Origin of the sequence: Paraburkholderia sp. RL17-373-BIF-A (assembly GCF_046030175.1) — a bacterium.
Taxonomy (GTDB): Bacteria; Pseudomonadota; Gammaproteobacteria; order Burkholderiales; family Burkholderiaceae; genus Paraburkholderia.
The window spans coordinates 104126-121275 of record NZ_JARESO010000013.1 but is presented as its reverse complement, the minus strand read 5'-3'; the positions used below and the strand labels follow the sequence as shown (position 1 = coordinate 121275).

The 17150-nt window shown below is 66.4% G+C and carries 11 protein-coding genes; 3 read left to right on the top strand and 8 right to left on the bottom strand.

Annotated elements, in window-relative coordinates:
• Nucleotides 1-191 precede the first annotated feature (191 nt).
• From P0D80_RS18270 to P0D80_RS18260, 3 genes are read left to right on the top strand one after another with little or no spacing between them, the layout of a single operon-like run.
• Nucleotides 192-3440 (top strand): efflux RND transporter permease subunit, encoded by a 3249-nt coding sequence (locus tag P0D80_RS18270; protein ID WP_408285845.1) that lies wholly within the window; start codon nucleotides 192-194, stop codon nucleotides 3438-3440.
• A 19-nt stretch (nucleotides 3441-3459) separates the two neighbouring features.
• Nucleotides 3460-4776, top strand: coding sequence for an efflux RND transporter periplasmic adaptor subunit (locus tag P0D80_RS18265; RefSeq protein WP_408285844.1), 1317 nt, complete (start codon nucleotides 3460-3462; stop codon nucleotides 4774-4776).
• A 40-nt stretch (nucleotides 4777-4816) separates the two neighbouring features.
• Nucleotides 4817-6295 carry an efflux transporter outer membrane subunit gene (locus P0D80_RS18260; RefSeq protein WP_408285930.1) on the top strand — a complete coding sequence of 493 codons (1479 nt, stop codon included), beginning with the start codon at nucleotides 4817-4819 and terminating at the stop codon, nucleotides 6293-6295.
• 14 nt (nucleotides 6296-6309) lie between these two features.
• Here P0D80_RS18260 and P0D80_RS18255 read toward each other — a convergent pair whose 3' ends face one another.
• The 8 genes from P0D80_RS18255 to P0D80_RS18220 form a co-directional block, all read right to left on the bottom strand.
• On the bottom strand, nucleotides 6310-7770 hold the full coding sequence (locus tag P0D80_RS18255; RefSeq protein WP_408285843.1) for a heavy metal sensor histidine kinase: 1461 nt from the start codon (nucleotides 7768-7770) through the stop codon (nucleotides 6310-6312).
• Nucleotides 7770-8447 (bottom strand): heavy metal response regulator transcription factor, encoded by a 678-nt coding sequence (locus P0D80_RS18250; protein WP_132377213.1) that lies wholly within the window; start codon nucleotides 8445-8447, stop codon nucleotides 7770-7772. The genes P0D80_RS18255 and P0D80_RS18250 overlap by 1 nt, the downstream gene beginning before the upstream one ends.
• A 266-nt stretch (nucleotides 8448-8713) precedes the next feature.
• Nucleotides 8714-9628: an ABC transporter ATP-binding protein gene (locus tag P0D80_RS18245; protein WP_342960411.1), complete on the bottom strand. Its 915-nt coding sequence runs from the start codon at nucleotides 9626-9628 to the stop codon at nucleotides 8714-8716.
• Between the two features lie 64 nt (nucleotides 9629-9692).
• Nucleotides 9693-10664 carry an ABC transporter permease gene (locus P0D80_RS18240; RefSeq protein ID WP_408180130.1) on the bottom strand — a complete coding sequence of 324 codons (972 nt, stop codon included), beginning with the start codon at nucleotides 10662-10664 and terminating at the stop codon, nucleotides 9693-9695.
• Complete coding sequence (atzF, locus tag P0D80_RS18235) at nucleotides 10651-12132, bottom strand: allophanate hydrolase (protein WP_408285840.1); 1482 nt, start codon at nucleotides 12130-12132, stop codon at nucleotides 10651-10653. The genes P0D80_RS18240 and atzF overlap by 14 nt, the downstream gene beginning before the upstream one ends.
• The gene (gene uca / locus P0D80_RS18230; protein WP_408285838.1) at nucleotides 12129-15722 is read right to left on the bottom strand and encodes an urea carboxylase; all 3594 of its coding nucleotides are present in this window, start codon (nucleotides 15720-15722) and stop codon (nucleotides 12129-12131) included. The genes atzF and uca overlap by 4 nt, the downstream gene beginning before the upstream one ends.
• Entirely contained in the window at nucleotides 15719-16375 is a 657-nt protein-coding gene (locus tag P0D80_RS18225; protein ID WP_408285837.1) for an urea amidolyase associated protein UAAP2, read from the bottom strand. Before P0D80_RS18225 ends, uca begins: the two co-directional genes overlap by 4 nt.
• Before the next feature lie 11 nt (nucleotides 16376-16386).
• Complete coding sequence (locus P0D80_RS18220; protein ID WP_408180133.1) at nucleotides 16387-17142, bottom strand: urea amidolyase associated protein UAAP1; 756 nt, start codon at nucleotides 17140-17142, stop codon at nucleotides 16387-16389.
• Between the last annotated feature and the right edge of the window lie 8 nt (nucleotides 17143-17150).

The following is a 17150-nucleotide window of genomic DNA, read 5'->3' as shown; positions in this document are numbered from 1 at the left end:
GCCTGAAGACACGCGACGCCACGTCCCGGCGCATTCGCATCAGCGCCTACATAACAGAACGGTAATCTAGCCGACGGCAGCCCGTCAGCGCCGCCACGCCACACTCCTGAATCACGAAGCCCGCGTCACGCGCCCCCCCCGCAGCACTGCACCGACGCGTGCCTCCATCGGCCTTTTTTCAGGAATCCGTCATGTGGATAGTCAGGCTCGCGCTGCGCCGCCCTTATACCTTCGTGGTCCTCGCCGTGCTGATCTTTATCGTTGGCCCGCTGGCGATACTGCGCACGCCGACCGATATCTTTCCGAACATCGATATTCCGGTGGTCAGCATCGTCTGGAGCTTTAACGGCTTCTCCGCCCAGGACATGGCGAACCGCATCACGTCGAACTACGAGCGCGCGCTGACCTCGGACGTCGACGATATCGAGCACATCGAGTCGCAATCGCTGAACGGCGTCTCCGTGGTGAAGATCTTTTTTCATCCGGGCGCGGACATCAATCGTGCGATTGCCGAGGCGGCTTCCAATTCGGCGTCGATCCTGCGCGTGCTGCCGCCGGGCACATTGCCGCCGAACATCATCACGTATAACGCGTCGACGGTGCCGATCCTGCAACTCGGCCTGTCCAGCAACACGCTCTCCGAACAGCAACTCTACGATCTCGGCAATAGCCAGATCCGCACGCAACTGGCGACGGTGCAAGGCGCGTCGGTGCCGTTGCCGTTCGGCGGCAAGGTACGGCAGATCATGGTGGATATCGATCCGCGCGCGCTGCAGGCCAAGGGACTCGCGCCGCTCGACGTGGTCAACGCGGTCAACGCGCAGAACCTGATCCTGCCGGGCGGCACGGCGAAGATCGGCACGAAGGAATACAACGTGCAGATGAACGGCAGCACCGACACAGTGGCCGCGCTCAACGATCTGCCGATCAAGACGGTCGCCGGCGGCGTGGTGTACGTGCGCGACGTCGCCCATGTGCGCGACGGCTACGCGCCGCAAACCAACATCGTGCGCAGCGACGGCAAACGCGCGGCGCTCCTGACCATCGAAAAATCCGGCAGCACCTCGACCCTCACGATCATCCAGCAGGTCAAGGCGATGCTGCCGCATATCGCCGCCGGCCTGCCGAGCGCGCTGCACATCACCGCGCTGTCCGATCAATCCGTGTTCGTGAAGTCGGCCGTGGTGGGCGTGGCGCGCGAGGCGCTGATCGCCGCCGCCCTCACCGCCCTGATGATCCTGCTCTTTCTCGGCAGCTGGCGCGCCACGCTGATCATCGCGGTATCGATTCCGCTCGCCGTGCTGACCTCGCTGATCGCGCTGTCCGCGCTCGGCCAGACCATCAACATCATGACGCTCGGCGGCCTTGCGCTCGCCGTGGGGATTCTCGTCGACGACGCCACGGTCGCCATCGAAAACATCACGCATCATCTGGAGAACGGCGAGCCGTTGCACGACGCGATCCTGAACGGCTCCGGCGAAATCGCCGTGCCGACTTTCGTCTCGACGCTGTCGATCTGCATCGTATTCGTGCCGATGTTCCTGCTCTCCGGCGTGGCCCGCTATCTGTTCGTGCCGCTCGCCGAAGCGGTGGTGTTCGCGATGATCGCGTCGTACTTTTTCTCGCGCACGCTGGTGCCGACCCTCGCGATGTATCTGATGCGCGCGCGCAGCAACGCGCCGGTCACCGGCAACGGTCCGATTGCGTGCCTGATCCGCTTTCAGGCCGGCTTCGAGCAGCGCTTCGAGCGGCTGCGCGAACGCTATCGCGGCGTGCTCGGCGCGGCGATAGCGAGTCCGCGCCGCTTCATCGCGATCTTTCTGCTGCTTTGCATCGGCTCGCTTGCGCTGGTGCCGTTCACCGGGCGCGACTTCTTCCCGGCGGTGGACACCGGCGAAATCCGCCTGCATCTGCGCGCGCCGACCGGCACGCGGATCGAGGACACCGCGAGCATTACCGACCAGGTCGAAGCCCGCGTGCGCGACGTGATCCCGAAGCAGGAACTCGCGGCGATGCTGGACAACATCGGCGTGCCGGTGAGCGGCATCAATCTGACCTACGACTCGTCGGACCCGATCGGCTCCGAGGATGCCGACGTGATGATCACGCTCGCGCCGAAACACAAGCCGACCGCGCAATACGTGGCGACGCTGCGCACCACGCTGACGAAAGACTTCCCCGGCGTCACGTTCGCTTTCCTGCCCGCCGACATCGTCAGCCAGATTCTCAACTTCGGCCTGCCCGCGCCGATCGATATCCAGATCGTCGGCAACAAGCTCGACGCCAACCGCGTGGTGGCGAACCGCCTGCTCGCGCAACTGCGCGGCGTGCGCGGCCTCGTCGACGCGCGCATTCAACAGCCCGGCGACGCGCCCGCGATCAACGTCAATGTCGACCGCACCCGGGCGATTCAGGCCGGCCTGCTGCAACGCGACGTGTCGCAGAATCTGCTGATCGCGCTCTCCGGCAGTTCGCAGACTTCGCCGAATTTCTGGCTCGATCCGCGCAACGGCGTGAGCTATCCGCTGATGGCGATGATGCCGCAGTACGACGTCAACTCGCTGCAGGCGCTCGCCAATATTCCGGTCGCGCAGAGCGGCGGCAGCTCCGGCGCGACGACGGCAGCGGCTTTGGCCTCGGCGGGCGGCGCCGGTCCCGCGCCGCAGAACCTGCTCGGCGCGTTGAGCACGCTGACACGCGGCACGCAGCAAGCCGTCGTCTCGCACTACAACGTGCAGCCGGTGCTCGATATCTTCGCGTCGGCGCAAGGGCGCGATCTCGGCGGCGTGGCGGCGGACGTGAACCGGCTCGTCGATCAGATCCGGCCGCAATTGCCGCCGGGCGCGTCCATCGTCGTACGCGGCCAGGTGCAGGCCATGCACGATTCGTTCAGCGGCCTCGCGAGCGGCCTCGTGTTCGCCATCGGCCTCGTCTATCTGCTGATGGTGGTCAATTTCCAGTCGTGGCTCGACCCGTTCATCATCATCAGCGGCTTGCCAGGCTCGCTCGCCGGCATCGCGTGGATGCTGTTCAGCACCGGCACCCGCCTGAGCGTGCCGGCGCTCACCGGCACCATTCTGTGCATCGGCATTGCCACGGCCAACAGCATTCTCGTCATCAACACCGCGCGCGAATTCCACCACGGCGGCCAGCCGCCGCTCGCGGCCGCGCTCGAAGCCGGCTTCAGCCGCTTCCGTCCGGTGCTGATGACGGCGCTCGCCATGCTGATCGGCATGCTGCCGATGGCGCTCGGCCTCGGCGACGGCGGCGAACAGAACGCGCCGCTCGGCCGCGCCGTGATCGGCGGCCTCGCGCTCGGCACGGTGTCGACCTTGCTGTTCGTCCCCGTCGTCTACGGGATGGTGCATGCGTGGCTCGACAAACGCCGCGCGGCTCGCAGCGAAAAACACGAATCCGCCGTCCCGGCCCGCACTCTTTGATTTCGACGAGACCTATCCCATGAACGATTCATCATTTCCGCCGGAGTCGGGTAAGCAGGCAACCACGGGCGTGGCAACCGCCGGCACCGCTCACACCGCTGGCGCTGCGCAAGCCGGCGCGGCCGCTCAGCCTGCAAGCGGCAACGAAAGCATGCACGCCGCCGACCCCACGTCCCACCGCGACCCCACCGTCAAACCGCGCCGCCGTCTCTGGCCGTTCGCGCTGAGCGGTCTTGCAGTGGCCTTGCTGATCGTCGGCATCGTGCCGCGTCTGCATGCAAGCGCCGCGCTCACGCAGCAAACGCAAGCGCAAAGCATGCTCAGCGTGTCGGTGGTCGCACCGCGCGCCGCGCCGACCGTCAACGAACTGCTGCTGCCGGGCGCCGTCACGCCATTTGCCGAAGCATCGATCTACGCGCGCACGAGCGGCTACCTCGCGCACTGGAACACCGACATCGGCGCGCAGGTGAAAAGCGGCCAGACCCTCGCGACGATCGAAGCCCCGGATCTGGACGCACAACTGCGCCAGGCCCGCGCCGACGAAGCCACCGCGCAGGCTAATTTCGACTTCGCGAAGACCACCGCGCAGCGCTGGCAGGAGATGTTGAAGACTCAATCGGTCGCGCAACAGGACACGGACATGAAGGTCAGCGACATGGAAGCCCGCCGCGCGATGCTGGCGTCGGCGCAGGCCAATGTCGCGCATCTCGCCGAGCTGGTTTCGTACGAGAAGATCACCGCCCCGTTCGACGGTGTGATCACCGCGCGCAACGTCGACGTCGGCGCGCTGGTGACAGCGGGCGGCACGCCCGGCACCGCGGGCATGTCGGGCGAGCTGTTCCATATCCAGCAGAACGGCGTGCTGCGCGTGTTCGTCGACGTGCCGCAGAACGACGCGCCGTACGTCACGCCGGCCACCGGCGTGTATCTGACCGCCCAGCAGTATCCGGGCCGTCGCATCGCGGCGAAGGTGGCGCGCAGCACCGGCTCGATCGATCCGACGAGCCGCACGCTGCGCGTCGAGGTCGACGTCGACAACAAGGACGGCGCGCTGATGCCCGGCGCTTACACGCAGGTGCATCTGCAATTGCAATCGACCACACCGGCGCTCGATCTGCCCGTCAGCGCCCTGCTGTTCCGGCCGGACGGCGTGACGGTCGCCGTGGTCGACAGCAACGGGCGGGCGCTGCTCAAGACCGTGCACATCGGCCGCGATTTCGGCACGCACGTGGAAATCACGACGGGACTCGCCGCCACCGATCGCGTGATCGACAACCCCGGCGATTCGCTCGCCACCGGCCAGATGGTGCAAATCATGCCGGCCATGCACAGCTGAGTGCCTCGTCACGTCACAGAAAGGATTTGCCGATGTTTCCCTGTCTCTTTCAAGGCCGCTGCCGCGCCGTGCGCTGGCGGCCACGCTGATCGGCGCGCTGCTCAGCGCGTGCTCGACCTTGCCGCCCTACCAGCGCCCGAGCGCCGACATTCCGGCGCACTACGCGGGCGCCGTGCAGACGGGCGCCGTGCATACGGGCGCCGCACCCGGCTGGGCGCAGGCCGCGCCGGCCGACGCCGCGCCGCGCGGCCCCTGGTGGACGCTCTTCAACGATCCCGTGCTGAACCAGCTCGAGGCGCGCATCGACGTGTCGAACCAGACCGTGCGCAAGGCCGTCGCGCAGGTTCAGCAGGCGCGCTCGATGGTGGACTATCAGCGTGCCGGATTCTTCCCGACCATCACCGCCGGTGTCGCGCAGGAGCGCTTCCGGACCTCGCAGAACGTCGAAGGGCGATCGCTCGCGGGCAAGACCGTGCCGGACTATTCGGCGGGCGTGGCCGCGAGTTGGGAGCCGGATCTGTTCGGACGGGTACGCGACAGCGTCAACGGCGCGCAGGCCGACGCGCAGGCGAGCGAAGCGGACCTCGAAGGCGTGCGCCTGTCGATGAGCGCCGATCTGGCCGTCGACTATTTCTCACTACGCTCGCTCGATACGCAGAAGAAGCTGCTCGACGACAGCGTGAGCGCCTACGCCGCCGCGTTGAAGCTGTTGCAGCAGCAGTTGAAAGACGGCGCGATCGATGCCTCCGCCGTCGCCCAGGCCACGACGCAGCTCGAAGCGACGCGCACACAAGACACCGACATCGACGTGACGCGCGCGCAGATGCAGCACGCGATCGCCACGCTGATCGGCGAGCCGGCATCGACCTTTACGCTGCCGCCGAACGGTTCGGCCGCGACGCCGCCCGCGATTCCACCTGGTGTGCCGTCGCAACTGCTGGAACGGCGTCCCGATATCGCCGCCGCCGAACGGCGCGTGGCGTCCGCGAATGCGCAGATCGGCGTGGCGCATGCGGCGTTTTTTCCGGATCTGGTGCTGTCCGCGAGCGCCGGTCTCGAAAGCACGTTTTTCGCGCCGTGGCTGAGCGCGCCGAGTCTGTTCTGGTCGCTCGGACCGCAACTGGCCGGCACGCTGTTCGACGGCGGCAAGCGCAAGGCCAGCCTGCACGGCGCCACGGCGCAATACGACGGCGCGGTCGCGGACTATCGTCAGTCGGTGCTGGTGGCGTTCCAGCAGGTCGAGGACAACCTGTCCGCCTTGCATGCGCTCACCGACGAAGCCGCCAGCCAACAGCGCGCCACCACGGCCGCGGACCTGTCGCTGCGGCTCACGACGAACCGCTTCAACGCGGGCGCGGTCAGCTATCTCGACGTGGTGACCGCGCAGACGATTGCGCTGACGAACCAGCGCATCGCGGATCAGATTGCCGAGCGGCAGTTGGAGTCGAGTGTGTTGCTGCTGAAGGCGTTAGGCGGGACGTGGGGTGGCGAAAGCCAGAGCGCGGCGGGGTCTGTGTAACCGGTTGTGCGTCCTCACCTGGCGCGCGGAAACCTCAGCACGAACCGCGTACTGCGCGCATCGCTCTCCGCATGCACCGAGCCGCCGTGCAGTTCCATGATGGTGCGCACGATGGCAAGCCCGAGCCCCGTCGACCCCATGGACCCTTGCGACAACCCCGCCGACGGCAGCGAACTGCGCGACGGATCGACCCGATAGAAGCGGTCGAAAATCCGTTCGAGATGCTCGGCGGGAATCGGCTGTCCCTGGTTCTCCACGGTCACGCGCACCGCGTCGGCGGACGCGCTCGCGTCCAGCACGATCTCGCCGACCGGCGGCGTATAGCGGATGGCGTTGGCGAGCAGATTGCTCACGGCGCGGCGAAACAGTTCGAGATCCGCCGTCACGTTGGCCGCGCCGTTCACGCGCACGCGCACATTCGCCTCTTCGGCAATGCCTTCGAAGTAGTCGGCGATATGGGTCAACTCCTGCCCCGCGTCGAATTCGCGCAGTTGTTTGACGAACTGCGGATGTTCGGCGCGCGCCAGAAACAGCACGCTCTCGATCATTCGCGAGAGCCGGTCGCACTCTTCCAGATTCGAGGCGAGGAGCGTTTCGTATTCATCGACGGAGCGCGGCCGGGCGAGCGCGACTTCAGCGGCGCCGCGCATGTTGCTGAGCGGCGTGCGCATGTCGTGCGCGAGGTCGGCGGTGAAACGCGACAGACGCTGGAAACCATGCTCGACGCGCTCGAGCATCGCGTTCAGCGAGGCCACCAGCGTCTCGAGTTCTCTCGGCACGCGCGCCACCGAGATCCGCGTATCGAGGCGATTCACCGTGACGAGGCTCGCGCTCGCCGCTATATCGCGCAACGGCCTCAGCGCCGCACGAATCAGCAGATAACCGAGCAGCATGGCCAGCGCCACGCCGGCCACGCCCGCCATGTTGAGCTTGTCGCGGTAACGGTCCAGCAGGAGCCAGCGGTCGCTCATGTTGCGCGCCACCAGCACGCTCGCCGTGTCGCCGTTACGCAGCCGCGCGTCCGTGAGAATGCCGCGGATCGGCGCGCCGCCGCGGCCGGTCCAGTCGCCGATATCCGTCTCGGTGATGCGCGCCGTCGCGGCAACCCGCGCGAGCGGCGGCAATGCCGCAATGGTCGCGGCGCCGCTTGCCGCATCCGGCACGGCGAGTGCGCCGGCGATGTTGTGTTCGATCGCCCGCGTGCCGTCGGGATCGAACACTTCCATCGACATGGCTTCGTTGCCGAGCACGATGCTTGTCAAGCGTTCGCTGTGCTCGCGAATGCCCTGCGCGGAATCCAGTTCTTCGGCGAGCCGCCGCGCGTGGCGCGCGGCGAGCACGATGTCGAGATTGTCCTGCGCCTTGATCTGCTTTTCGAGCGCGACATACAGAAAGCTGCCGACGAGCACGAAAACCGCCAGCGTCGTCGCGCCGAACGCCAGCGCAAGCGCCGCGGCAAGCGAACGGCCGCGCATCAAGCGATGTCCTTCAGTTCGAGCACATAGCCCACGCCGCGCACGGTGTGGATCAGCTTGACGGGAAAGTTGTCGTCGATCTTGGTGCGCAGGCGGCGGATCGCCACTTCGACCACATTGGTGTCGCTGTCGAAATTCATGTCCCACACATACGACGCGATCTGCGTGCGGCTCAGCACTTCACCCTGACGGCGCGCGAGCAGTTGCAACAGCGAGAATTCGCGCGGCGTGAGATCGATGCGCATGCCGCCACGCTTCACGCGCCGGCGGTTCACATCCATTTCCAGATCGCCCACCTTGATCAGTTCGCTTTCGCGTGGCGGGCCGCGGCGCGCCAACGTGCGCACGCGCGCCAGCAATTCGACGAAGGCAAAGGGCTTGACGAGGTAATCGTCCGCGCCGAGTTCGAGACCGCGCACGCGGTCGTCGACGTCGTCGCGCGCGGTGAGGAACAGCACGGGCGTAGTGCGCGTGGCGCGCAAGGTCTTGACGATGGTCCAGCCGTCCATGCCGGGCAGCATCACGTCGAGCACGATCACGTCGTACTCTTCTTCCTGGGCGAGGATCAGCCCTTGCGGGCCGTCGTTCGCCACGTCGACCGCATAGCCGGATTCTTCCAGGCCTTTCTTGAGGTAGGCCGCTGTTTTCAGCTCGTCCTCGATCACCAGGATTCGCATCGGTTGCTCCGCGTGGGCGTTGACGGTGAAATCATACCGTCAAGCACTCCGGCGGGTGATTACGATCCGGTAATGTTCACGCGCTCACTCAGGATGCGCGCCGGCCGTTTGCGACGAACCCTGCATGGTCGGCGCCAGAGCCCAGCCTGTTTCCCCCGCATGCGGCGCCGCAGCACCGGCATACCGTAGTTTCTTCACCCGGCCGAACAGGCCGCGCCGCCCGCTGCAATGCGGCGTAACGGCGGTACCGCCGCGAGGGTTGCGACCTATTCGACGTTGTCCGCGACATCGGTCATACGGATCATGTGCGGTTTGACGACGTCGTCCTCGTCGTCATGGGTGTCCGTGGGCGGATGGATCAAGGCTTCGAGCCGCGCCTTGGTCGCCAGAAACTCGGGCGACGTGACCTGCGAATAATCGCGCGGCCGCGACACCGGCACTTCGATCAGCTCCTGCACCTCGCCGGGATTCGCCTTCAGGACCAGGATACGGTCGGCGAGAAAAATCGCCTCGTCCAGATCGTGCGTGATGAACAGCACGGTCACGTCGATGTTGCGCCAGATATCGAGCAGGTGCGTCTGCATCTTCGCGCGCGTTTGCGCGTCGAGCGCGCCGAAGGGTTCGTCCATCAGCAGAATGCGCGGCCGGTTGGCGAGCGCGCGGGCAATCGCCACGCGCTGCTTCATGCCGCCCGACAACTGATGCGGATAGGCATTGGCGAATTTCGTCAGGCCGACCAGATCGAGCCATTGCAGCGCCTCGCGTTCCGCATGCAGGGTGCTGTGGCCGTTCATCTTCAGACCGAACATGACGTTCTTCTTGACCGTCAGCCACGGAAACAGCGTGTAGCCCTGAAACACCATGCCGCGGTCGGCACCCGGCCCCTGCACGGGCTTGTCGTCGAGCAGCACGCTGCCGCTCGTCTGCCGCTCCAGCCCGGCGAGAATGCGGATCAGCGTGGACTTGCCGCAGCCCGACGGTCCGATCACGCAGACGAACTCGCGCCGGTGCGTCTTGAAGCTGATGCCGTCGAGCGCCGTGCACTCGCCTTGCGGCGTCTCGAAGCGCTTGCCGAGATCGCGCACCTCCAGAATCACCTCGCGCGATTTCAGGCGGTCGAAACGCTCGCGTACCGCTTCGGACTGGATCAGGTACGACGGAATCGGTTGCGGATTTAACATGATGGAATCCCTTGAATGCGGTGCGGTGCTGTGCTTGCGATAGGCCGTGTCACGAAGCCGTCCACTACGCCTTGAGCGTGCGGTCCCACGGGAACAGCTTGCGGCCGAGCAAGGCCAGCACGAGATCGGTGCCGAGCCCGATGATGCCGATCATCATGATCGCCGCGTAGACGTTGTCGAAGTGCTCGTAGCGCGCCTGCTGCGTGATGTACCAGGTGATGCCGGAACTGGTGCCGACCAGTTCCGCCACGATCAGGTAGGTCCACGCCCAGCCGAGCAGAATGCGCTGGTCGCGGTACAGGTCGGGCAGGATGCCGGGAATCACCACATGGGTGAGCAGCTTGAGCTTCTTCGTGCCGAGCGTCATGGCGGCTTCGAACAGGCCGTACTCGAGCTTGCGGGTGGTGTTGGCCACGATCAGCACCTGCTGGAACAACGTGCCGATCACGATGATCGCGATCTTCGGGCCGTCGTAAATGCCGAGGATCGCCACCATCAAGGCGCCGAACGCGGGCGCCGGCAAGTAGCGGAAGAACTCGAAGAACGGCTCCTGCAGGCGGGCGATCGCGCTGTACGTGCCGCACACGATGCCGATCGGCACGCCGATCACCGACGACAGCACGAAGCCCCAGAAAATCACCTGAATGCTGTGCCACAGGCTCTGATGCAGCCACACGCCGTCGCGCGATGCGGGCGGCGTGGTAAACGCGGTGTAGAACGCGCGCAGCACTTCATGCGGCGCGGGCAGATACACCGGGTTGACCGGCTCGCCTGCCGGCAAGGCCGTATGGGCCTCGCGCGCGTGGGCAAGTTCGTCGGCGAACACCTCCTTGTCGACGCGCATGCCCGGCTGGAAATAGTCGACGCTGCCCGGGCTGTCGATCAGCACCTGCGGATGCCAGATGATCGGCACGTAGCTGACCAGACACCAGACGAGAAGCGGCAGCAGGAACGAGCCCGCGCCCAGCAGCCATTTGCCGCGCGCGGAGAGTTCGCGGCGCACCGCGAACCATTCGGTTCTGTCAATGACGGCCATGTGATTCTCCGGGGCGGACTGCGGTTGCGTCGTGGGCGAACGTCGGGACCGCGGCCCTTTCGTCGATTTTGTCGATTTCGTTGCTTTCGTCGAGCCACGCACGCGCCAGATCGAGCAGCATGGCGTCCTCGTGCGCGCGCGCGACAAAGGTCACACCGAACGGCAGACCCGCGTGTTTGCCGACCGTGCAGACGCCGGCCGGCACCGCCAGCGCGGACAGGTCGAGCAGGTTGACGAAGTTCGTGTAGTAGCCGAAGCGCGAATTCACCCGGATCGGGTCCGCTTCCAGTTCGTCGACGGTGGCGGTCGTCGCCGAGGTCGGCGTGACGATGGCGTCGATCCGCTGCCAGACGTCGGCGGCCTGCATGCGCAGGAACGCGAGGCGGTCGAAGGCGGCGAACGCATCGGCCGCGCTCCAGCGCGCCGCGCCGCCGATAATCTCGCGGATCACCGGATGCAGCGCGTCGGGCTGCGTGTCGACGAACTCGCGGATCGCCGCGAGCCGCTCCGCCACCCACGGCCCTTCGTAGAGCAGCCGCGCGGTGGCGAGGAACGGCTCGAAGTCGATTTCGATCAGTTCGGCGCCGGCCGCACGCAAGCACGTCAGCGCGGCGTCGAAAGCGTGCGCGTATGAGGCGTCGCCGAAAAATTCGAGCTGGCTCGCGCGCGGCACGCCGAAGCGCACACCGCGCAGCGACGCTTGCGTGGCAAGCGGTGCGGATGTCTGCGGCGGCTGGAATTCGCGCGCATACGGGTCGTCCGCCGTCACGCCGCGCGCGGCGTCGAACACGCACTGCGCGTCGTTCGCCGAGCGCGCGAAGATCGACACGCAGTCGAGCGATTTGCACGCCGGCACCACGCCGAGCGTGCTCAACACGCCCTTGGTCGGCTTCAGCCCGATCAGGCCGTGAAATGCCGCGGGCACGCGTCCCGATCCGGCCGTGTCGGTGCCCAGCGAAAACGCCGCCAGCCCGAGCGCGACCGATACCGCCGAGCCGGAACTCGAACCGCCCGACGCGTAACGCCGATCGAGCGCGTTGCGGCACGCGCCATGCGGCGAGCGCTGGCCGGACAAGCCGGTGGCGAACTGGTCGAGATTGGTCTTGCCGATCGGAATCGCGCCGGCGGCGATCAGGCGCGCGACCACCGCAGCGCTGGCCGTGGGCGTGTACGCATAGGCCGGACACGCGGCGGTGGTCGGAATCCCCGCCAGATCGATGTTGTCCTTGATGGCGAACGGCACGCCGTAGAGCGGCAGCGTGTGCATGTCACGGCCTTCGAGCGCATCGGCGTAACGCATCATCTCAGCGCGGCTCAACGGGCGGATCCACGCGTGATGCGGGTCGTCGCCCGAGGTGCGGGCGGCAATCGCGTCCACCAGTTGCGCGGGCGTGAGACTGCCGGCGCGGTAGCGCGCCCGCAGCCCGGCGATCGACATGGACGGGAACAGATCGTCGGGTGATTTCATTTGCACGTAGCCTCCTCGGCGGCGTCGGCTGCAATGCCGGCGCGCATCACCATCAAGCGTTGACCCGCGACGACCGCCGCGCCCTCCGCGCAGTCGATCGTTTCGATCACGCCGTCGCCGATCGCGGTGACGGAGATTTCCATCTTCATCGACTCGACGATCGCCACCACTTGCCCGTCGCTCACCCGTTCGCCTTTGCCGACCAGCAGCTTCCAGACGCTGCCCGACACGTCGGCGACGATGCCTTGCTGGCCGGCCGCAAGCGCGTCGTTCGCAGGGTTGCCGGCGGCTGCATCGCCATCCGTTTCGCCGACGTACTCGGCATGTCCGGCCGCGTTCCAGCGCTCGCGTTCCGCGTCGAAGGCGGCTTGCTGCGCGCCTTTGAAGGTGGCGATCGACTCGGCTTCGGCCTTCAGGAAGCGGTTGTACGCGCCGAGATCGAACATGGACTCCTCGATCTTCAGACTCGCGCGGCCCGCGATGAAATCCGTGCGCAGCTCGGCCAGTTCGGCCTCGCTGACTTCGTAGAAACGGATCTCATCGAAGAAGCGCAGCAGCCAGGGCTTGCCCGCCTCGAATTCGCGCGTCGTGCGATAGCGGTTCCACATCTGCACGGTGCGGCCGACGAACTGATAGCCGCCCGGCCCTTCCATGCCGTACACGCACAGATACGCACCGCCGATGCCCACCGCGTTCTCCGGCGTCCAGGTGCGCGCCGGGTTGTATTTGGTGGTGACGAGCCGGTGGCGCGGATCGAGCGGCGTGGCGACCGGCGCGCCGAGATACACGTCGCCTAGACCCATGACCAGGTAGCGCGCGTCGAACACGATGCGCTTCACGTCGTCGATACTATTCAGCCCGTTGATGCGGCGGATGAACTCGATATTGCTCGGGCACCACGGCGCGTCGGGACGCACCGATTGCATGTAGCGTTCGATCGCGATCCGCGTCGACGGGTCGTCCCAGGAGAGCGGCAGATGCACGATGCGGTTGGGCACGCGCATCGCGTCCACGGCGGGCAGCTCGCGCTCGGCCTGCTGCAGATGCGCGAGCAAAGCGTCGTGCGACAGCACGCGCGGGTCGAAATGCACCTGCAGCGAACGGATGCCCGGCGTCAGATCGACGATGCCCGGCAAGCGGTGCGCGTCGAGCCAGTTCATCAACGCATGCACGCGAAAGCGCAGGTTCAGGTCGAGCACGAGCGGACCGTATTCGATCAACACGTTCTGATCGCCGGAGCGGCGATAGACCACGCCGGTGCCCTCGCCCGCGGTAGGATCGCGATAGAGGATGCAATCGTGGGCCGGCTCGCTCGCCTGCGTCACGCGTTCCGCCGCTAGGACCGGCACCCGTTCGAAGCGCACCGTATCGCCGGGGCGCAGTTGACCGAGCTTCCACAACTCCTCGCCCACCACGGTGACCGGACAGACAAAGCCGCCCAGGCTCGGACCGTCAGGGCCGAGAATCACGGGCATGTCGCCGGTGAAATCCACCGCGCCGACCGCATACGCGTTGTCGTGAATATTCGACGGATGCAGCCCCGCCTCGCCGCCGTCCGTGCGCGCCCATTGCGGCTTCGGGCCGATCAGGCGCACACCTGTACGGCTGGAGTTGTAGTGCACTGTCCAGCGCGTGCCGTAGAGCATCGCGATGTCGTCGGGCGTGAAGAAATCGGGCGCGCCGTGCGGGCCGTCGAGCACGCCGAGCGTCCAGTCGTGCGTCAGCACCGGCACCCGCGCCGGATCCAGTTGCGCGCCCGCTTCGCCGCGGCCCGCGCCGTCGGCGAGATGCAGCACGTCGCCCTTGCGCAGCGCGCGCCCCGCGTGGCCGCCGAACTGGCCGAGCGTGAAGGTCGCCTTGCTGCCCAGATAGTCCGGCACTTGCAGACCGCCCTTGAGCGCGAGACACGCGCGCATGCCCGCGCCCGTCACGCCGCCGAGCTTGAGCACCGAACCCGCCGGCGCGCGTGTGACCTGCCAGAGTACGACCGCTTCGCCGTCGAGCGTGGCGGCAAGCGGCGCGCCACCCAGCACGAAGAGCGTCGCGGTGTTAAAGCGCAGCGTGGCGCCGACCATCGCGCATTCGAGCCCCGCGGCGTCGGCGGGATTGCCGAGCAGTTCGTTGGCGAGGCGGAACGACAGATCGTCCATCGGACCCGACGGCGGCACGCCGATGTCCCAGTAGCCGGTGCGCCCCGGCGTCTGCTGCACCGTGGTCTGCACGCCGCCGTCGAGCACGTCGATCGTATGCGGCGCGAACATGAAGCGCGACAGGAACGCGGTGGTCTGCTCACCACGCGCAAACGTCGCCGAGCCGGCTATGGCGCGCAGATAGTCGAGATTCGTCTCGATACCGTAGAGCTGCGTTTGTTCGAGCGCGGCACGCAACGCGGCAAGCGCGGCCTCGCGCGTCTCGCCTTTGACGATCAGCTTCGCGAGCAACGGATCGTAGAACGCGCTGATTTCCGTGCCGGAATCGACCCAGGTGTCGACCCGCGCGTCGGCGGCGAACGCGACATGCGTCAGCACGCCCGCACTCGGTTGAAACTGCTTGTGCGGGTCTTCCGCATACAGGCGCACCTGGATGCTCGCGCCCTGCGGCGCCGGCGCCAGCGTGTCGAGCGGCGCGAGTTCACCCGCGGCCTCGCGAATCATCCACTCGACCAGATCGATACCCGTGACTTCCTCCGTAACGCAGTGCTCCACCTGCAATCGCGTGTTCACTTCGAGGAAATAGAAACGGCGCGTGTCGGCATCGAAAACGAACTCCACGGTGCCCGCGGATTTGTACTTCACCGCCTGGGCGAGCCGCACGGCGCTCGCATGCAGCGCGCTTCGTTCCGCGTGTGTGAGTCCAGGCGCGGGGGTCTCCTCGATCACCTTCTGGTTGCGCCTCTGTACCGAGCAATCGCGTTCGCCGAGCGATATCACGCCGCCACGGCCATCGCCGAAAATCTGCACTTCGACGTGGCGCGCGTTTTCCACGAACTTTTCGAGGTACACGCCCGCGTTGGCAAAGTTCGCCTCGCCGAGCCGCGCGACCGACGCAAACACGCTCTCCAGTTGCACCGCGTCGCGGCACAGCGACATGCCGATCCCGCCGCCGCCCGCGGTGCTTTTCAACATTACCGGATAGCCGATCGCCTCCGCCTCGCGCAACGCCGCGCCCACGTCGGGCAGGAGCGCGGTGCCGGGCAGCAAGGCGACGTCGTTGGCTCGCGCAAGTTCGCGCGCCGTGTGCTTCAGGCCGAACTCGCGCATCTGCGCGGGCGTTGGGCCGATGAAGCGAATCCCGACGTCGTCGCACGCTTGCGCGAAGGCCGCATTCTCGGACAGAAAACCATAGCCGGGATGCACGGCGTCGGCGCCGCACGCGCGCGCCGCTTCGAGAATCGCAGCGCTGTTCAGATAGCTCTGCGCCGCGAGCGCCGGGCCGATGCACACGGCTTCATCGGCGAGCATCACATGCATGGCGTGGCGATCGGCTTCGGAGTACACCGCGACCGACGCGATGCCAAGCCGCTTGAGCGTGCGTATCACTCGACAGGCAATCTCGCCGCGATTGGCGATCAGGACTTTGCGGAAGCTCATTGGGCGTCCCATATCGTCAGTCGCACGGGCGTCGGGTTATAGCCGTTGCACGGATTGTTCAACTGCGGGCAGTTCGAAATCAGCACGGTGACATCCATCTCGGCGCGCATCTCGACGTATTTGCCCGGCGCGGAGATGCCGTCCTCGAAGGTCAGTTTGCCGAGCGGCGTCACCGGCACGTTCATGAAGAAGTTGATGTTGCTGACGATGTCGCGCTTGTTGAGTCGCGTCCCCACGCCGCATGTGCAATGCGTGATCGCATGCAGGAAGCTGTCGCGGCAGCTATGCATGTAGCGCTTGTCGAGCGTGTAGCGCACCGTGTTGCTTTCGGCCGCGCAAGCGCCGCCGAGCGTGTCGTGGCGGCCGCACGTGTCGGCCACGATGCTCAGCATCGGCTTGCCGAGGTTCGACACCAGTACGCTGCCGGCGGACAGATAAAGATTGCGTTGCGCGCGGATCGTGTCCTGCGCGCTATAGCGTTCGAGCGGATCGGCGCTGTTATAGAACAGCGTGTCGACCGCCTGATTGCCTTCCAGGTCGAGAATGCGGAACACCTGTCCGCGCTTGACTTCGTGCAGCCACGGTTCGCCGGAAGGCAGTGTGAGGTCGTAGACCGCATGACGGAGTTCGAGCTTACTTTCGATGATAGGCATCGCGGGTCTCCTTAAACGAACAGACGGTCGGTGTTGACAAAGCCGCGCCCGTTCTCGGGGCACGCCGAGCGGCAGGGATCGTCGGCCGGTACGCAGGCGTCGGCCGCATACGCGCGGTACGCGATCAGCTTGACGGGCCTCGGTTCGTATTCGGATGAAGGGTCGAGCGGATGCGGCGCGCTCGAAAACACCGCGAGCGTATCCATTTCGAAGCGCAGGTCGAACGCGGCGCCGGCCGGCGAATGGCCCACCACGAAGTCGAGCGCGCCGTCCTCGCCGATCGCGAGTTTGCTGAAGAAGTTGATGTTGGCGACGAGGTCGCGTGTGCCGAGCCCATGCTTCGCCAGTTCGAGCAACAGGCTGTCGCGGCCGTTGCGGATCATCGCATTGCGATGCTGCTGATAGCGGGCCACGCCGTATTTTGCGGCGAACAGTTCCGCGTCGCCGACGCCGCCGAGCGGGTCGTGCCAGCCGAGCGTGTCGGCGGTAATCGAGGCCAGCACGCGGCCCATATCCGAATAGAGCACGTGGCCGCGCGTCAGATGCGCGGTGTGCTGCGCCTTCAGCGTATCGGCCATGTTGTAGCGTTCGAGCGGTTCGTCGTGCCGGTAGAGCACGGCGGCCAGGTTCGCGCCGCCTTCGGTATCGACCACGCGCAACGCCATGCCACGGCGCAGCACGCCGGACCAGTGCGTGCCGGCGGGAATCACCGTTTCCCACGCCACATGCGGGATCGGTGCGAGTTCGACAGGGGATTGCGTCGACATGGAGGCTC